The sequence below is a fragment of the Rhodococcus sp. OK611 genome (assembly GCF_003050885.1).
Lineage (GTDB): Bacteria > Actinomycetota > Actinomycetes > Mycobacteriales > Mycobacteriaceae > Rhodococcus_G > Rhodococcus_G oryzae.
This window is the reverse complement of the sequence record NZ_QAOZ01000007.1, coordinates 70,265-84,956: the sequence shown is the minus strand read 5'-3', so window position 1 is coordinate 84,956 and position 14,692 is coordinate 70,265. Positions and strand designations below refer to the sequence as shown.

The window sequence follows — 14,692 nt, the reverse complement described above, 5'->3', positions numbered from 1 at the left end:
GGAGTCTACCGATGTGGCGTCAGGGCGGTCAGGACCTGCGAGCAGCCCGCATCCAGCTTGAGGGTCGCGAACTCGTCGCCCCGGGTCGGGCCGCGGTTGACGATGACGACCGGGATGCCGTCCTTGGCGGCTCGGCGGACGAAGCGCAGGCCGGACATGACGGTGAGTGAGGATCCGAGTACCAGCAGCAGTTCGCACCCGGCAACCATCATGAACGCCGCCTCGACCCGTGGTTTGGGCACGCTCTCGCCGAAATAGACGATGTCCGGCTTGAGGATCCCGCCGCACTGCTCGCAGTCCACCATCACGAAGTGCGCGGTCTCCTCGATCACCGCGTCGGCATCGGGCGCGATCTCGACTCCGGTTGCCGCGGAGACGGATTCGGCGAATCCGGGATTGGCGGCATCGAGCCGCTGCGCGAGGGTGAACCGAGAGATCAGGGCCTCGCACCCCATGCACCGCACCTGCGCGTAACTGCCGTGCAGGTCGATGACGTTCCTGCTGCCCGCCTTGGTGTGCAGCAGGTCCACGTTCTGGGTGAGCACGCCGTCGACCATGCCCGCCCGTTCCAGCCCTGCGAGCGCGCGGTGTCCGGCATTGGGCCGGGACGCGTCCATGTGTCGCCAGCCGAGGTGGTTGCGGGCCCAGTAGTGCCTGCGGAACGCGGCGTCGCCCATGAACTGCTGGAACGTCATCGGGGTGCGGGGCGGGGAATCGGGGCCCCGGTAGTCCGGGATGCCCGAGTCGGTGGACATCCCCGCACCGGTCAGCGCGACGATGCGGCGGCCGCTCACCAAGCCGGCCAGGCGCTCGTGGTCCTCGTCGGCCGCCGCGGTCTCGAGTGGGGGAGCGGACATGGTTTCCAGGCTAGACGTTCTGGTTCATGATGTCGGTGACTCCACAGGACTCCTGACCGCGGCTCCGGTTGCGGGTCCGGGGTGTCGGTGAAATCATCCCCGCATGGTGCATGGAAACCCGTTCGCTGGTCTGTCCCGCCGAGAGTTTCTCGCCAAGGCGACCGCTGTGGGTTCGGTGGCGATGCTCAATTCGTGGGCGAGTCCCATCATCGCCAGAGCGCACACCATGTCCGACGGGGGCCGAGGATCACTGAACGACATCGAGCACTTCGTGCTGTTGATGCAGGAGAACCGCTCGTACGATCACTACTTCGGAACACTGTCGGGCGGGCGCGGATTCGACGATCCGTCCGCGGCGTGGAAGCAGTTCGGCTACTCGCCCGAGCGTGGTGAGGACCCGACGGGATTCATCAATCCGTTCCGGTTGGATACGACCCTGGGCGCGTCGTTGGACGGTGAGTGCATCAACGATCCGGACCACTCGTGGGCTGGCACGCACGAGGCGTGGAACAACGGGGCCAACGACAAATGGATGCCGATGTCCATCGCCTCGGTCGGAGTCGGCAACGGACCGGCAGCGATGGGCTACTACACCCGAGATGACATCCCGATCCACTACCAGCTCGCCGATGCCTTCACCCTGTGCGACAACTACCACTGCTCCGTGCTCGGCCCGACCGATCCCAATCGGTTGTACTGGATGAGCGGAACCATCGACCCCGACGGGCTGGACGGTGGGCCGCTGGTGGAGACGCCGACGCTGATCCCGAAGTTCCAGTACTCCTGGAAGACCTACCCGGAGAGCCTCGAAGAGGCAGGCGTGAGCTGGAAGATATACAACAACAAGGACTTCGGCCCCATCTCCTCGGTTGCTCTCGACGGGATGATGGGGTGTTTCAAACAGGCTCAAGACCCCAGTTCGGCGCTGGCCCGCAAGGGCATCGATCCCACCTACCCCAATGACTTCCGCAGCGACGTGGCCAACGGAACGCTGCCAGCCGTGTCCTGGGTCATCCCGTCCCTCATCAACTGCGAGCACCCTGCTCTGCCACCGGCATTCGGTGCCGCGGGCTTCGTCGAACTGCTGGACATCCTCACCTCGAATCCCGAGGTCTGGGCCAAGACCGCGCTGATCATCTCGTACGACGAGCACGGTGGTTTCTTCGATCACGTGGCTCCGCCCACCCCGCCGCCGGGAACGCCCGGCGAGTACCTGACCGTTCCGCTGGATTCCGTGTCCTCCGCGAAGGGCATTGCCGGGCCGATCGGACTCGGGTACCGGGTTCCGGCCCTGGTTGTCTCGCCGTACAGTCGCGGTGGTCTGATCGCCTCGGAGGTCTTCGACCACACGTCCCAACTGCGGTTGCTGGAGAAACGATTCGGTGCACCGGTGCCGAACCTCACGCCGTGGCGCCGCGCCACCGTCGGGGACATGACCTCGGCATTCAACTTCGCCGCGCCACCCGACGCACGCAAACCGGCGCTGTCGGACCCGGCGCCCGGAGTGCAGAACGCGGTTCTGCAGTGTGGACCGAACATCGCGGCCGGAACCCTCGGCCAGGGTGCCCCGTACCCGGTGCCACCGAATCGGATGCCGACCCAGGAACCCGGCACACGGGAGTCTCCTTCCGGAGTGGTCGCGCGGTAACGACGCCGTGTCGCGAATCTTCAATCCCGAATCGGGTGCCTCGCTGGACACTGATGGGCATGAACACAGTGAACCCCGTTCCCGCCGGATACCGGACCCTCACGCCCTACCTCGCCGTCAAGGACGGCCAGGCGGCGCTGGACTTCTATCGCCGCGGCCTCGGTGCCGAGGTCGTGGACGCGATGGACGCGCCCGGCGGCGGCCTGATGCACGCCGAGCTGCGGATCGGCGACTCGATGCTGCAACTGTCCGACGACATGCCCGACTACGGACTCAAGGCGCCCGAGCAGGGCTGGGTGCACAGCTCGGTGGTGGTGTACGTCGAGGACTCCGACGCGTTCGTGGACCGCGCGGTTCGCGAGGGCGCCAACCTCATCAGCGCCGTCGCGGACACGTTCTCCGGCGACCGGCACGGGGTGTTCCTCGATCCGTTCGGGCACCGGTGGGCGGTCTGCACGAAGGTCGAGGACGTGCCTGCCGAGGAGGTGGCCCGGCGCGCCCGCGAGCTGTTCTACCCGGCGGCAGGCGTGGAGCCTGCGGAACGACCCTGAAGATCGAGTGGAGCCTGCGGAACGACCCTGAAGATCGAGTGGAGCCCGCGGAACGACCCTGAGGGGCGGGCGGACTCGTCGCGCCGCGAGTACGGTCGATCGCATGGGAGTTATCGGTGAGTTGTTCCCGGGGAAGAAGCTGGAGAACGACGGCAGCCAGGACAGCGACGGGCAGACGCATCAGCCGCGCCTCGAACTCGACCTCGACGCGGGCGTGATCCGGGTGTCGCCCGCGAAGCCCGCCGCCTCTCCGGACACGGAGTCGGGGGCTCAGTAACCCGCGACCGGGTCGATCCGCGCCAGCAGTTCCTCGCCGGCCACGAAGCGTCGAACGTTCGTCGCGACGTGGTCGGCGAACGCGGGCGGCCGGACGGACGGCGGGTTCGAGCAGTGCGGGGTGATGATCGCGTTCGGCAGTGTCCACAGTGGATGGCCGTCCGGCAGTGGCTCGGGGTCGGTGACGTCGAGCCCGGCGCCGCCGATCGCCCTGTCCCGCAACGCGTTCACCAGGGCGTCGGTGTCGACGAGGGAGCCTCGCGCCACGTTGATCACCCAGGAGTGGGCACCGAGGCGGGCGAGTTGCTCGGCGCCGACCAGGTGTCGAGTCCGGGCCGTCGCGGGCGCCGCGACCACGACGTGATCGGTGCGGTCCCAGACCTCGTCGGTTCGGTCGGCGGGCAGGGTCTCCGCGGCGCCGGGAACCTCCCGGCCCGAGCGGTTGACCGCGATCACCGAAGCGCCGACCGAGGTGAGCATCGGGATCAGAGCGCGCCCGATGCCGCCCGCGCCGAGGACCGCCACCGTGCTCCCGCGCAGCGTCCCGACCTTGCCGAAGAACTCCTGCTGCCGCCAGCTGGTGGCAGCGAGTTGCTCGGGCAGTGCCCGGACCCCGGCCAGCAGCACCGCGAAGGCGTGCTCGGCCACGGTCGCGGAGAACGCGCCAGCGGCCGAGGTGAACACGATCCCTGGGTGGCGAGCGATGATCCCGGCGGTGAACCAGTCCTCGACCCCGGCGGAGTACAGCTGCACCCATCGGATCGACTTCGGCAGCTCGTCGGGAAATCGGTCGGGCTCGGCCGCCCAGACCAGCGCCTGTGCGTCGGCCATCGGTGCCCACTCGCCCCCGCCCGTGGCGATGGCCTCCATCAACTGGGGGTCGGCGTGCGGGCCGAGGGCGATGGGCACGGGCGTCATGTCGGTCTCCTCGGGCGCCGTTCGGGCCGGGACCAGATACGAGGAACCGGGCACCTGTACTTCCTAAATCGTGCATTGCCTGGGCTTGGCAGGACGTCAAGCATGGAACTGACATAGTAGGAGAACCTGCACTGGACTCGGCAGCCGAAGGGCCAAATGATGACGTTCCGGTTCGTCCCCACACTTACCGCAGCAGCCATCGTCACCTCGGCGATACTGATGAGTGCGTGCAGTCCTGAGGCCAATCCGCGGAATGTGATCGCGACCGACGAGGTCCCGCACCAGGGGTACTTCGCTGAGCCACCGGTCGATGTACCAAGGGATCCGTCCGCAACCTGCCTCGACGCAGATCTGGCGAACATGACTGTCGACGACTCTGTTGCATACTGGCAGAACATCTTTGACGACCAACGCAGCCACTACCCTGAGCAGTCCTTTCCCTCGAATCAGGACTTGGAGAGCCAAAAACGGGCCGAGTGGTCGAAGGTCGTGGACGACGCGGTGCCCTCTGGGGGCGACGCCAGATTCGCCCGGGACGTATGCGGCCTGATTCAGCTGGACGGCTCTTTGTACTCAGGGCTTCCCCTGCGTCAGGTTCGTGGTCACGCTGCTGAATTTGGCCGCGGGGCATGCACTGCGATCACGGAGCAGGGAACCCTCGGCCTCTGGCAGTCACTGCAGTCCCAGGAACCCGATCGCGCGAAGGTCGCTTCCTACGAGTACCTAGTCCACTCTGCGATCACCAACGTATGTCCCCAACTCGCCGAACTCATAGAGCCTCGGCGCAGATAGAAATCTGTGCCGATCTGACTCCCGATTCGTCAGCACGGCCTGAAGACGGCGTTTTGTGCCTCAACTAACGGGGTCGACTCGTCTCAATACATTTCAACGAGACAGTTTCTTCGAGCGAGGAGTTATCGATGGCAACCGAGTGCCCGTCCGAGGTGATCCGATCGCTCGTTGCGCGGGTCGCTCATCTGGCCGACGAGGGATCGATCGACGACTACGTCCAGCTCTACACAGAGGACGCGGTCTGGGAGATGGCGAGCGCAGGACCGAGCGTCGCGATCGGACCCCAGATCGTCGAGGGCCGGAAGGCGATCGCTGAGGGTGTCCGCCGTCGACGGGCCGACGGGATCGCCGGTCCGGGCACGGCGACCCGGCATGTGAGCTCCTGCGTGTCCATCGCCTTCGATTCCGAGGATTCCGCCAGCGTGCAGTCGGTCTGGCAGTTCTTCGTCGACACCACCACCGCGCCGAAACTCGCCAGCATGGGGACCTACCGCGATGTTTTCCAGAGGGTCGACGAATGCTGGCTCCTGGCCAAGCGCTCGATCACGACCGGATAGGCGGCGCAGCGCCTAACTAGCCGGGGATCTCGACCAACGGATAGACGCCGTTCTCGTCGTGGACTTCGCGACCGGTGACCGGGGGGTTGAACACGCACAGCATGCGCATCTCGGTGACCGGCTCCACGCGGTGCCGCTCGTGGCCGTCCAGCAGGTACATCGAGCCGGGGCCGAGCTGATGGACGACGCCGTTGTCCAGGTCGGTGAGAATGCCCTCGCCCTCGATCAGCCAGACCGCCTCGACGTGATGGGCGTAGTGGAACTCGTTGACGGATCCGGCCCGAATCGTGGTCTCGTGGAACGAGAATCCGACCCGGTCCGCGCCGAGCACGATGCGCTTGCTGCGCCAGTTCCCATCGGCGCTGGTGATGTCGCGCTCGGTGCCGGTGATCTCTTCGGTGGTACGGACGATCATCTTCGGTCCCTCCTCAGGCACAGACCTTGGCGGTGGCCTCGGCGAGAATGCTCAGGCCGTGGTCGAGTTCGGCGTCGGTGATCGTGAGCGGCGGCAGGAGCTTGACCACCTCGTCGGAGGGGCCGGACGTCTCGGCCAGCAGGCCCTCGTCGAACGCGAGCCCGCACACCTTGACCGCCTTGCCCGGATCGTCGAACACCAGGCCCTGGACCATGCCGCGGCCGCGGGTGCTGACCCCGTCGAACTGGTCCGACAGGTTCGCGAAGATCTGCGCGATCCGCTTGCCCTTCGCGGCGGTGGAACGCTCCAGGGTGTCGTCGGTCCAGTACTGCTCGATGGCGGCCGTCGCCGTCACGAAGGCGGGGTTGTTACCGCGGAAGGTGCCGTTGTGTTCGCCGGGCGCCCACACGTCGAGGTCGGGCCGCAGCAGCGTCAGTGCCATCGGCAGGCCGTAGCCGCTGATCGACTTGGACAGCGTGACGATGTCCGGCGTGATCCCCGCGATCTCGAAGGAGAAGAACGGACCGGTTCGCCCGCAGCCCATCTGGACGTCGTCGACGATGAGCAGGATGCCCCGGCTCCGGCAGAGTTCGGCGAGCGCACGCAGCCACTCGGGCCGCGCGACGTTCACCCCGCCCTCGCCCTGCACGGTCTCCACGATGACCGCGGCGGGACGGTTCAGCCCGCTGCCGGAATCGTCCAGCACCCGCTCGAACCAGTGGAAATCCTCGGTGGCACCGTCGAAATAGTTGTCGAAGGGCATCGGGGTGGCGTGTACCAGCGGAATCCCCGCACCCGCACGCTTCATCGAGTTGCCGGTGACCGACAGTGCGCCAAGGGTCATGCCGTGGAAGGCGTTGGTGAAGTTGATGATCGACTCTCGGCCGGTGACCTTCCTGGCCAGCTTGAGTGCCGCCTCGACGGTGTTTGCGCCGGTCGGGCCGGGGAACTGGACCTTGTAGTCGAGTCCGCGCGGTTCGAGGATGTACCGCTGGAAGGTCTCGAGGAACCGCCGCTTCGCGACGGTGGACATGTCGAGGCTGTGCGTGATGCCGTCGCCGAGGATGTAGTCGACGAGGGCCTGCTTGAGCTCGGGGTTGTTGTGGCCGTAGTTCAGCGCGCCTGCGCCCGCGAAGAAGTCCAGGTAGTCGCGGCCGTCCTCGGCGCGAATCCAGGAGCCGGAGGCGGAGCTGAACACGGTCGGCCAGCTGCGGCTGTAGCTGCGGACCTCGGACTCGAGGGTTTCGAAGATGCTGATGTCTTCCAGGGTGGTCATTGCTCTCCTCCTGTGGTGTCATCGCCGATGATGTAGAGCTCTTCGGATTCGTGCTGATCGGGGAAATGACTGTTGGTGAACAGTTCTCGATTGGTGATGTCGACGTACCGCATCCGTGCCACGGACGTGAACAGGGCTCGGGACGCGTCGTTGCCCGGACTGATCGTGGTCTCGAGCCTGGTGACGCCCTGGAGGGCGAGGTGATCGAGCAGGTCGTTCAGCATCGCCGCGGCGACTCCGCGGCCGCGCAGCGATTCGTCGACCGCCACCTGCCAGACGAAGACCGTCCGCGGGTCTTCCGGACGGACGAAACCGGTGACGAAACCGCCCACGCGGCCGTCCTGTTCCGCGACCACGGATGTGTCACGGAAGTCCCTGCACCACAACAGGTATGCATAGCTTGAGTTCAGATCGAGCACCTGCGAATCGCGGGCAATCTCCCACATGCGCACGGCGTCATCGATTTCGGGCTGCCTTGTCGTCACCGCTCCGGGAGCGGTGGTCGGGGTCGCACTCTTTGTAACGGGGCTCATCTGTCGAACGAACGTAACAATGGGGGCAACGGATTTCAGCTACCCCCGGCGATTCCGCATGCCCTGACCCGGCTCCCGCACTGGTGAGCCCGACTGTGTGAGCCTGGTCACACCAGGGGGTCAGCTGACGCTCGCCAGGGCAAACGGCAGGACGGCAGGGGCGCCCGCAGCGCGGAGTTCGCGGGCCGCCATCGTGAGCGTCCAGCCGGTGTCGGCGAGGTCGTCGAGCAGCAGGATCGGGCCGTCGGCGTCGCGGAGATCCGGGGCCAGCCAGGCCCCCGTCAGCCCGGCCACGCGGTAGGCGGAATTGGCAGCGGAGACCGGCGGACGCTCGGGGTTCCTGGTGAGAATGCCCAGGTTGCGGAGCCGCCCGACGGTTGCGAGCCGGTCGGCGAGCGAGGAGATCAACTGCGGGCGGGTCGCCGACTCGAGGGCCACCACCGCCGTCGGTCGCTGCTGCCAGTCCCATGCGGCGAGCACCTTGACGCAGGCGTCGACGATCGCGTCCGGCACCGGGCCGTCGGGCTCGTCGAACAGCGCGCGCAGGCGCTGGCCCCAGCCGAGGTCGGACAGGCGGCCGAGCACCCGGCCCGTCTCGGGTCCGTCGGTGATCTTTCCGGACAGCGGCACGCCCAGCTTGGCGAGGCCGGTCGGCCACTGCTTGCGCGGGGCCAGGTCGACGCCGGGCCGGTCCAGGCGTGCCCGCGCCCGCGCGATGGCCTCGTCGTCCACCTCGGCGGAGTGGGCGGGGCCGGCGCAGTTGTCGCAGCGCCCGCACGGCTGTGGGTCGGCGGACAGGCCGGGGTCGTCGAGTTGGCGGCGCAGGAACTCCATGCGGCACATGGGTGTTCGCTGGTACTCGACCATCGCCTGCTGCTCGGACTCGCGGGCCTGCTCGAGCCTGCCGTATCGCTCCGCGTCGTACTCCCACGGCTGTCCGGTGCTGATCCAACCGCCGCGGACCCGCTTGACGGCGCCGTCCACGTCCAGGACCTTGAGCACCATCTCCAGGCGGTTCCGGCTGAGTTCGACCAGCGGTTCGAGCGCCTGCGTGGACTGCGGGCGTTCGGGGTCGAGCACCTCGATCACCCTGCGCACCAGGTGCTCGCGTGGGAACGCGATGCTGGCGAAATAGCTCCAGATCTGCCGGTCCTCGAATCCGGGCAGCAGGACCACCTCGGCCCGATCCGTGGAGCGGCCGGCGCGGCCGACCTGCTGGTAGTAGGAGATGGGGGAGGAGGGTGCGCCGAGGTGAACGACGAACCCGAGGTCGGGCTTGTCGAATCCCATGCCCAGCGCCGACGTCGCGACCAGGGCCTTGACCCGGTTCTCGAGCAGGTCCGCCTCGAGGCTCTCGCGTTCGGCCGGGTCGGTCTGGCCGGTGTAGGCGGCCACCTCGTGACCCTGCTCGGAGAGCAGCCCGGCCAGGTCGCGGGCGGCCGACACCGTGAGGGTGTAGATGATGCCGGACCCGGGCAGCCGGTTCAGCTGCTGGCCGAGCCAGGCGGCGCGCTTGCTCGCCTCGTCGATGTGCACCACCGACAGCCGCAGCGACTCCCGCTCGAGGCCGCCGCGCAGCACCAGGGTCTCGGAGCCGCCGACGCCGAGCTGTGCGGACACGTCGGCAACCACCCGGTCGTTCGCGGTCGCGGTGGTGGCCAGCACCGGGATGCCCTCGCCCAGCTCACCGATCAGGGTGCGGATCCGTCGGTAGTCGGGACGGAAGTCGTGGCCCCAGTCGGAGACGCAGTGCGCCTCGTCGACCACGACAAGGCCGGCGTCCGCGGCCAGCGAGGGCAGCACCTGGTCGCGGAAGTCGGGATTGTTCAGCCGCTCCGGGCTGACCAGCAGCACGTCGACGGTCCCGTCGGCGATGGCGGCGTGGATCTCGTCCCATTCGGTGACGTTGCCGGAGTTGATCGTCGCGGCACGGACCCCGGCACGCTCGGCGGAGGCCACCTGGTTTCGCATCAGGGCCAGCAGCGGGGAGACGATCACGGTCGGCCCATGGCCCCGCGCCCGCAGCAGCTTGGCGGAGATGAAGTAGACGGCGGACTTGCCCCAGCCGGTCCGCTGCACCACCAGCGCACGCTTGCGCTGCACCACCAGCGCCTCGATCGCCGTCCACTGATCCTCGCGCAGCGTGGCGTCGGGACCGGCGAGTTCGCGCAGCAACCGTTCCGCGTCGGCGCGGAGATCGAGGGTGGCGGGCTCGGTGGCTGTCGTCATGGCTCCCATGGTGCCCGACGACCACGACATCAGGTCATTGCCGCCCGAGCGCGGCGTCGACCTCGGCGCGGGTCGGCGCCGAACCGGCCCCCGCCCTGGTGGTGGCGAGGGCTCCGGCGGCGCAGGCCCGAGCGAGCGCGACCTCCCGCCCGAGGTGCCAGGACGCGGCGAGGGTCCCGGCGAAGGCATCGCCCGCGCCGGTGGTGTCCACCACCTCGACGGCGGGCGGCTCGCTGCGCAGTCGCAGGCCGCCTGCACCGCGCAGGGTGGCGCCCCGTGCGCCGAGAGTCGTGACCACATCGGGCACCCGCGCCAGGGTCGCGGCGCCGAGTTGCGCGGCCTCGGTCTCGTTGACGACGAGCACGTCCACGCACGCCATCAGCTCGTCGGGGAGCTGCGCCGCAGGCGACGGGTTGAGGATCACGGTGGTCCCGTTCGCCCGGGCGTGCCGAGCGCCTGCGGTCACCGCGGCCAGCGGCAGCTCCAGCTGGGACAGCAGGAGGTCGGCGTCGGCGATCGCGCCGAGTTCGGCGTCCGTCGGTTCGCGCAGCGCGGCGTTGGCGCCGCTCACCACGACGATGGAGTTCTCGCCGGAGTCGTCGACCGAGATGACCGCGACCCCGCTCGGGCCCTCGGCCTCGCGCAGCAGGCTGGTGTCCACTCCCGCACCGACCAGCGCGGCCCTCAGCTCCGGCGCGAAGGCGTCGTCGCCGACGGCACCGAGGAAGCGCACCTCGGCACCCGCGCGGGCCGCGGCGATGGCCTGATTGGAGCCCTTGCCGCCCGGTCCGGTCGAGAAGCCGTGGCCGAGGACGGTCTCACCGGGCGCGGGCAGCCGCGGGGCGGTGGTGACCAGGTCCATGTTGATGCTGCCGAGGACGGTGATCCGGGGAGCGGACATGGGCCGAGGCTAGCCGGATTCCGCGGGGTCTCAGTTCGTGTCGGCGGGGACACGCGCGCGCAGCAGGGCGTATCCGCCGCACACGGCGGCCCCGAACACGACGCCGACGACCAGCGCGGTACGTCCCGCGGAGCTGAAGAAGAGCAGCACCACGACCATCGCCAGGAAGGCGAGGGCCAGCCAGTTGGTCACCGGCGCCCCCGGCAGGCGGTACTCCGCGGCAGGCAGCAGGCCCGCCCGGACCGCCGCCCGGAACTTGAGGTGGCAGACCAGGATGGTGCCCCACACGAAAATGATGCCGACCGTGGACACCGAGGTGATGTAGAGGAACGCGCGGTCGGGGGAGACGATGTTGACGATCACGCCGATCACCATCGCGCCCGCGGACAGCGTGATGCCCGCGAACGGGACCGAGCGCTTGCTGAGCGCGCCGAGCGCGGCAGGGGCCTCGTTGCGCTGCGACAGGCTGCGCAGCATCCGGCCGGTGGAATAGATGCCCGAGTTACACGAGGACAGCGCCGCCGTCAGCAGCACGAAGTTCATGATGCCCGCCGCGGCCGGAATGCCGATCTGCTGCAGGACCTCCACGAACGGGCTCACGCCCGCGTGGAAATCGCGCCAGCTCGCCACCGACATGATGACCACCAGCGAGCCGATGTAGAACAGGCCGATCCGGAATGGCAGGGTGTTGATGGCCTTGCGCAGGGTCGGCTTCGGGTCCTTCGCCTCGCCCGCGGTCACGCCGACGAGTTCGACGCCCACGTACGCGAACATCACGATCTGCAGGCTCATCAGCGCCGCGCCGAACCCGTTGGGGAACACCCCGCCGTCCGCCCACAGGTTGGTCACCGTCGGATTGGTGGCGTGCCCGAAGCCAAGGGTGAGCACGCCGATGCCGATCAGGATCATGCCCAGGATCGCGGTGATCTTGATGGCGGAGAACCAGAACTCGGCCTCGCCGAACAGCTTGACCGAGATCAGGTTGGCGCCGAACAGCACGACCAGCACCACCAGCGCCGTCAGCCAGGTCGGCACTGACGGCCACCAGAACTCGACGTACTTGCCTGCCACCGTGATCTCGGCCATGCAGGTGGCCACCCACACCGCCCAGTACGTCCAGCCGGTGACGAACCCGAAGAATCGGCCGAGGAACTCCTCCGCGTACTCGCCGAAGCTCCCCGAGACGGGGCGGTAGCTGAGCAGCTCACCGAGCGCCCGCATGATCACGAAGATCACCAGCCCCGCCGCGAGGTAGGCCAGGATCAGCGACGGTCCGGCTTCCTCGATCGCGCCGCCCGCGCCGTAGAACAGGCCGGTTCCGATGGCGCCGCCGAGGGCGATCATCTGGATGGTCCGGGAACTGAGCCCGCGGCTGTAGCCCTCGGACGGTTCCTCGGTGAGCACCTCGGTGTGGGTCTGGGTCATGAGAGCTCTATTTCCTCTGTTGACGACTTGGGCTGAACGATTATGCGCCGGGCCGGTCGTTACCCTGTACTCATGACCGCGGTGAGCAAGACGGTGGAGACGAACGGTGCTGCCAAGGGCGACGACGACGGGCGCGGGGACGCGGCCCGTGCGGCCGTCCACGAGGCGGCGCGCAACGCCCGTGTGGCGTCGCGGGTGCTGGCCCAGCTGACGACCGCGCAGAAGAACGCGGCCCTGAACGCGGCAGCCGATGCCGTGCTCGCCGCCACCGACGCGGTGCTCGCCGCCAACGCCCTCGACATCGAGGCCGCCAAGGCGACCGGCACCGAGGAGAGCCTGCTCGACCGGCTGCGCCTGACCGCCGACCGCGTCGGCGGAATCGCGGCCGGCCTGCGGCAGGTCGCCGGGCTCGCGGATCCGGTCGGTGAGGTTGTGCTCGGCGCGACCCTGCCCAACGGCCTGGAGATCCGTCAGGTGCGGGTGCCGCTCGGCGTGATCGGCATGGTGTACGAGGCCCGCCCCAACGTCACCGTCGACGCGTTCGGTCTCGCGCTCAAGTCCGGGAACGCGGCGCTGCTGCGCGGCTCCTCCTCCGCCGTGCACTCCAACGCCGCGCTCGTCGAGGTGCTGCGCGCCTCGCTCGCCGCGCAGGACTTGCCCGCCGACGCCGTGCAGTTGCTCTCCAGCGAGGACCGCTCCAGCGTGACCCACCTGATCCAGGCCCGCGGCCTGGTCGACGTCGTGATCCCGCGCGGCGGCGCGGGGCTGATCAACGCTGTCGTCCGTGACGCCACCGTGCCGACGATCGAGACGGGCGTCGGCAACTGCCACGTGTACGTGCACGCCGCGGCCGACCTCCCGATGGCCGTCAAGATCGTGCTGAACTCCAAGACCCGCCGCCCGAGCGTGTGCAACACCGCCGAGACCGTCCTCATCGACAAGGCCATCGCGGAGACCGCGCTGCCCGCGGTGACCCAGGCGCTGCAGTCGCAGGGCGTGATCATCCACGGGGACCTGCCCGGACAGGTGCCCGCCACCGAGGCCGACTGGGCCGAGGAGTACCTCTCGCTCGACGTGGCGCTCAAGGTGGTCGACGGGATCGACGACGCGATCGACCACATCAACCGCTACGGCACCGGTCACACCGAGGCCATCGTGACCGCGGATCTGGCCGCGGCCCGCGAGTTCACCGCCCGGGTCGACGCCGCCGCCGTGATGGTCAACGCCTCCACCGCGTTCACCGACGGCGAGCAGTTCGGGTTCGGCGCGGAGATCGGCATCTCCACACAGAAGCTGCACGCTCGCGGTCCGATGGGCCTGCCCGAGCTGACCTCCACCAAGTGGACCGTCTGGGGCGACGGGCACACCCGACCGGTGTAGTCGCAGGCTCCGCAGGACTGACAGACCCCGACAAGCACAAGGAGCGAGTGTGGACCGCGCACTTCCGACGACGCCGCCGATCTTCGCGAGCGTCGATGAGGTGATCACCCGGCTCGCCGAGACCGGGTACCTCTCCGACAAGGCCACCGCCACGGCGGTGTTCCTCGCCGACCGGCTCGGCAAGCCGCTGCTCATCGAGGGGCCCGCAGGCGTCGGCAAGACCGAGCTGGCCCGGGCCGTCGCGCAGGTCTCGGACGCGGAACTGGTGCGCCTGCAGTGCTACGAGGGGGTCGACGAGTCCCGCGCGCTGTACGAGTGGAACCACGCCAAGCAGATCCTGCGCATCCAGGCGGGCAGCGACAACTGGGACTCGACCAAGCAGGACGTGTTCTCCGAGGAGTTCCTGCTGCCGCGTCCGCTGCTCACCGCGATCCGCCGCGAGGACCCGACGGTGCTGCTCATCGACGAGGTCGACAAGGCGGACGTCGAGATCGAGGGCCTGCTGCTCGAGGTGCTCAGCGACTTCGCGGTCACCGTCCCCGAGCTGGGCACCATCGTCGCCACCCGCAAGCCGTTCGCGGTGCTGACCTCGAACGCGACCCGCGAGCTGTCGGAGGCGCTCAAGCGCCGCTGCCTGTTCCTGCACCTCGACTTCCCGGACGCGGACCTCGAGCGGCGCATCCTCGCCAGCCGCGTTCCCGAGTTGCCCGAGGCGATGGCCGAGCAGCTCGTGCGGACCATCAGGGTGTTGCGCGGCATGCAGCTCAAGAAGCTGCCCTCGGTCGCCGAGACCATCGACTGGGGCCGCACGCTGCTGGCGCTGGGCATGGACACGCTCGACGACGATGCGGTCCGCGCCACGATGGGCGTCATCCTCAAGCACCAGTCCGATCAGCAGCGGGCGGCGTCCGAGCTCCGGCTGAACTAGCTCGCC

Annotated in this window: 15 protein-coding genes; 7 read left to right on the top strand and 8 right to left on the bottom strand. The window is 68.6% G+C overall.

Annotated features, from left to right (window positions below):
* Positions 1-5: 5 nt before the first annotated feature.
* Complete coding sequence (locus C8K38_RS10380; protein ID WP_097211411.1) at positions 6-857, bottom strand: Sir2 family NAD-dependent protein deacetylase; 852 nt, start codon at positions 855-857, stop codon at positions 6-8.
* Between the two features lie 103 nt (positions 858-960).
* Between C8K38_RS10380 and C8K38_RS10375 the strand changes: the two genes are divergently transcribed.
* The 3 genes from C8K38_RS10375 to C8K38_RS27095 all read left to right on the top strand — a co-directional run bounded on the left by C8K38_RS10375 (position 961) and on the right by C8K38_RS27095 (position 3,333).
* On the top strand, positions 961-2,505 hold the full coding sequence (locus C8K38_RS10375) for an alkaline phosphatase family protein (protein ID WP_097211410.1): 1,545 nt from the start codon (positions 961-963) through the stop codon (positions 2,503-2,505).
* Between the two features lie 59 nt (positions 2,506-2,564).
* Entirely contained in the window at positions 2,565-3,056 is a 492-nt protein-coding gene (locus C8K38_RS10370; RefSeq protein WP_097211535.1) for a VOC family protein, read from the top strand.
* 103 nt (positions 3,057-3,159) lie between these two features.
* Complete coding sequence (locus C8K38_RS27095) at positions 3,160-3,333, top strand: hypothetical protein (RefSeq protein WP_179800517.1); 174 nt, start codon at positions 3,160-3,162, stop codon at positions 3,331-3,333.
* Here the strand turns inward: C8K38_RS27095 and C8K38_RS10365 are convergent.
* On the bottom strand, positions 3,327-4,250 hold the full coding sequence (locus C8K38_RS10365; RefSeq protein ID WP_097211534.1) for a D-isomer specific 2-hydroxyacid dehydrogenase family protein: 924 nt from the start codon (positions 4,248-4,250) through the stop codon (positions 3,327-3,329). The genes C8K38_RS27095 and C8K38_RS10365 overlap by 7 nt on opposite strands.
* A 159-nt stretch (positions 4,251-4,409) precedes the next feature.
* On the opposite strand from C8K38_RS10365, the gene C8K38_RS10360 reads away from it, so the two are divergent.
* Both C8K38_RS10360 and C8K38_RS10355 read left to right on the top strand, forming a co-directional pair.
* Complete coding sequence (locus C8K38_RS10360) at positions 4,410-5,042, top strand: hypothetical protein (RefSeq protein WP_143548431.1); 633 nt, start codon at positions 4,410-4,412, stop codon at positions 5,040-5,042.
* Positions 5,043-5,170: 128 nt separating this feature from the next.
* Positions 5,171-5,599, top strand: coding sequence for a nuclear transport factor 2 family protein (locus tag C8K38_RS10355; protein WP_097211408.1), 429 nt, complete (start codon positions 5,171-5,173; stop codon positions 5,597-5,599).
* Between the two features lie 16 nt (positions 5,600-5,615).
* Here the strand turns inward: C8K38_RS10355 and C8K38_RS10350 are convergent, their stop codons facing one another.
* From C8K38_RS10350 to C8K38_RS10325, 6 genes are all read right to left on the bottom strand, one after another.
* Positions 5,616-6,014, bottom strand: a complete 399-nt coding sequence (locus C8K38_RS10350) for an ectoine synthase (protein ID WP_097211533.1) — start codon at positions 6,012-6,014, stop codon at positions 5,616-5,618.
* A gap of 13 nt (positions 6,015-6,027) precedes the next feature.
* Positions 6,028-7,290 (bottom strand): diaminobutyrate--2-oxoglutarate transaminase, encoded by a 1,263-nt coding sequence (ectB, locus tag C8K38_RS10345; RefSeq protein WP_097211407.1) that lies wholly within the window; start codon positions 7,288-7,290, stop codon positions 6,028-6,030.
* Complete coding sequence (gene ectA, locus C8K38_RS10340; protein ID WP_097211406.1) at positions 7,287-7,823, bottom strand: diaminobutyrate acetyltransferase; 537 nt, start codon at positions 7,821-7,823, stop codon at positions 7,287-7,289. The genes ectB and ectA overlap by 4 nt, the downstream gene beginning before the upstream one ends.
* Before the next feature lie 120 nt (positions 7,824-7,943).
* On the bottom strand, positions 7,944-10,052 hold the full coding sequence (locus C8K38_RS10335; RefSeq protein ID WP_097211532.1) for a RecQ family ATP-dependent DNA helicase: 2,109 nt from the start codon (positions 10,050-10,052) through the stop codon (positions 7,944-7,946).
* A gap of 34 nt (positions 10,053-10,086) precedes the next feature.
* Complete coding sequence (locus C8K38_RS10330; protein ID WP_097211405.1) at positions 10,087-10,953, bottom strand: ribokinase; 867 nt, start codon at positions 10,951-10,953, stop codon at positions 10,087-10,089.
* Positions 10,954-10,983: 30 nt separating this feature from the next.
* Positions 10,984-12,378 (bottom strand): amino acid permease, encoded by a 1,395-nt coding sequence (locus C8K38_RS10325; protein ID WP_097211404.1) that lies wholly within the window; start codon positions 12,376-12,378, stop codon positions 10,984-10,986.
* 72 nt (positions 12,379-12,450) lie between these two features.
* Between C8K38_RS10325 and C8K38_RS10320 the strand changes: the two genes are divergently transcribed.
* Positions 12,451-13,758, top strand: a complete 1,308-nt coding sequence (locus C8K38_RS10320; protein ID WP_097211403.1) for a glutamate-5-semialdehyde dehydrogenase — start codon at positions 12,451-12,453, stop codon at positions 13,756-13,758.
* 49 nt (positions 13,759-13,807) lie between these two features.
* Entirely contained in the window at positions 13,808-14,686 is an 879-nt protein-coding gene (locus tag C8K38_RS10315; protein WP_077042074.1) for an AAA family ATPase, read from the top strand.
* Positions 14,687-14,692: the final 6 nt, after the last annotated feature.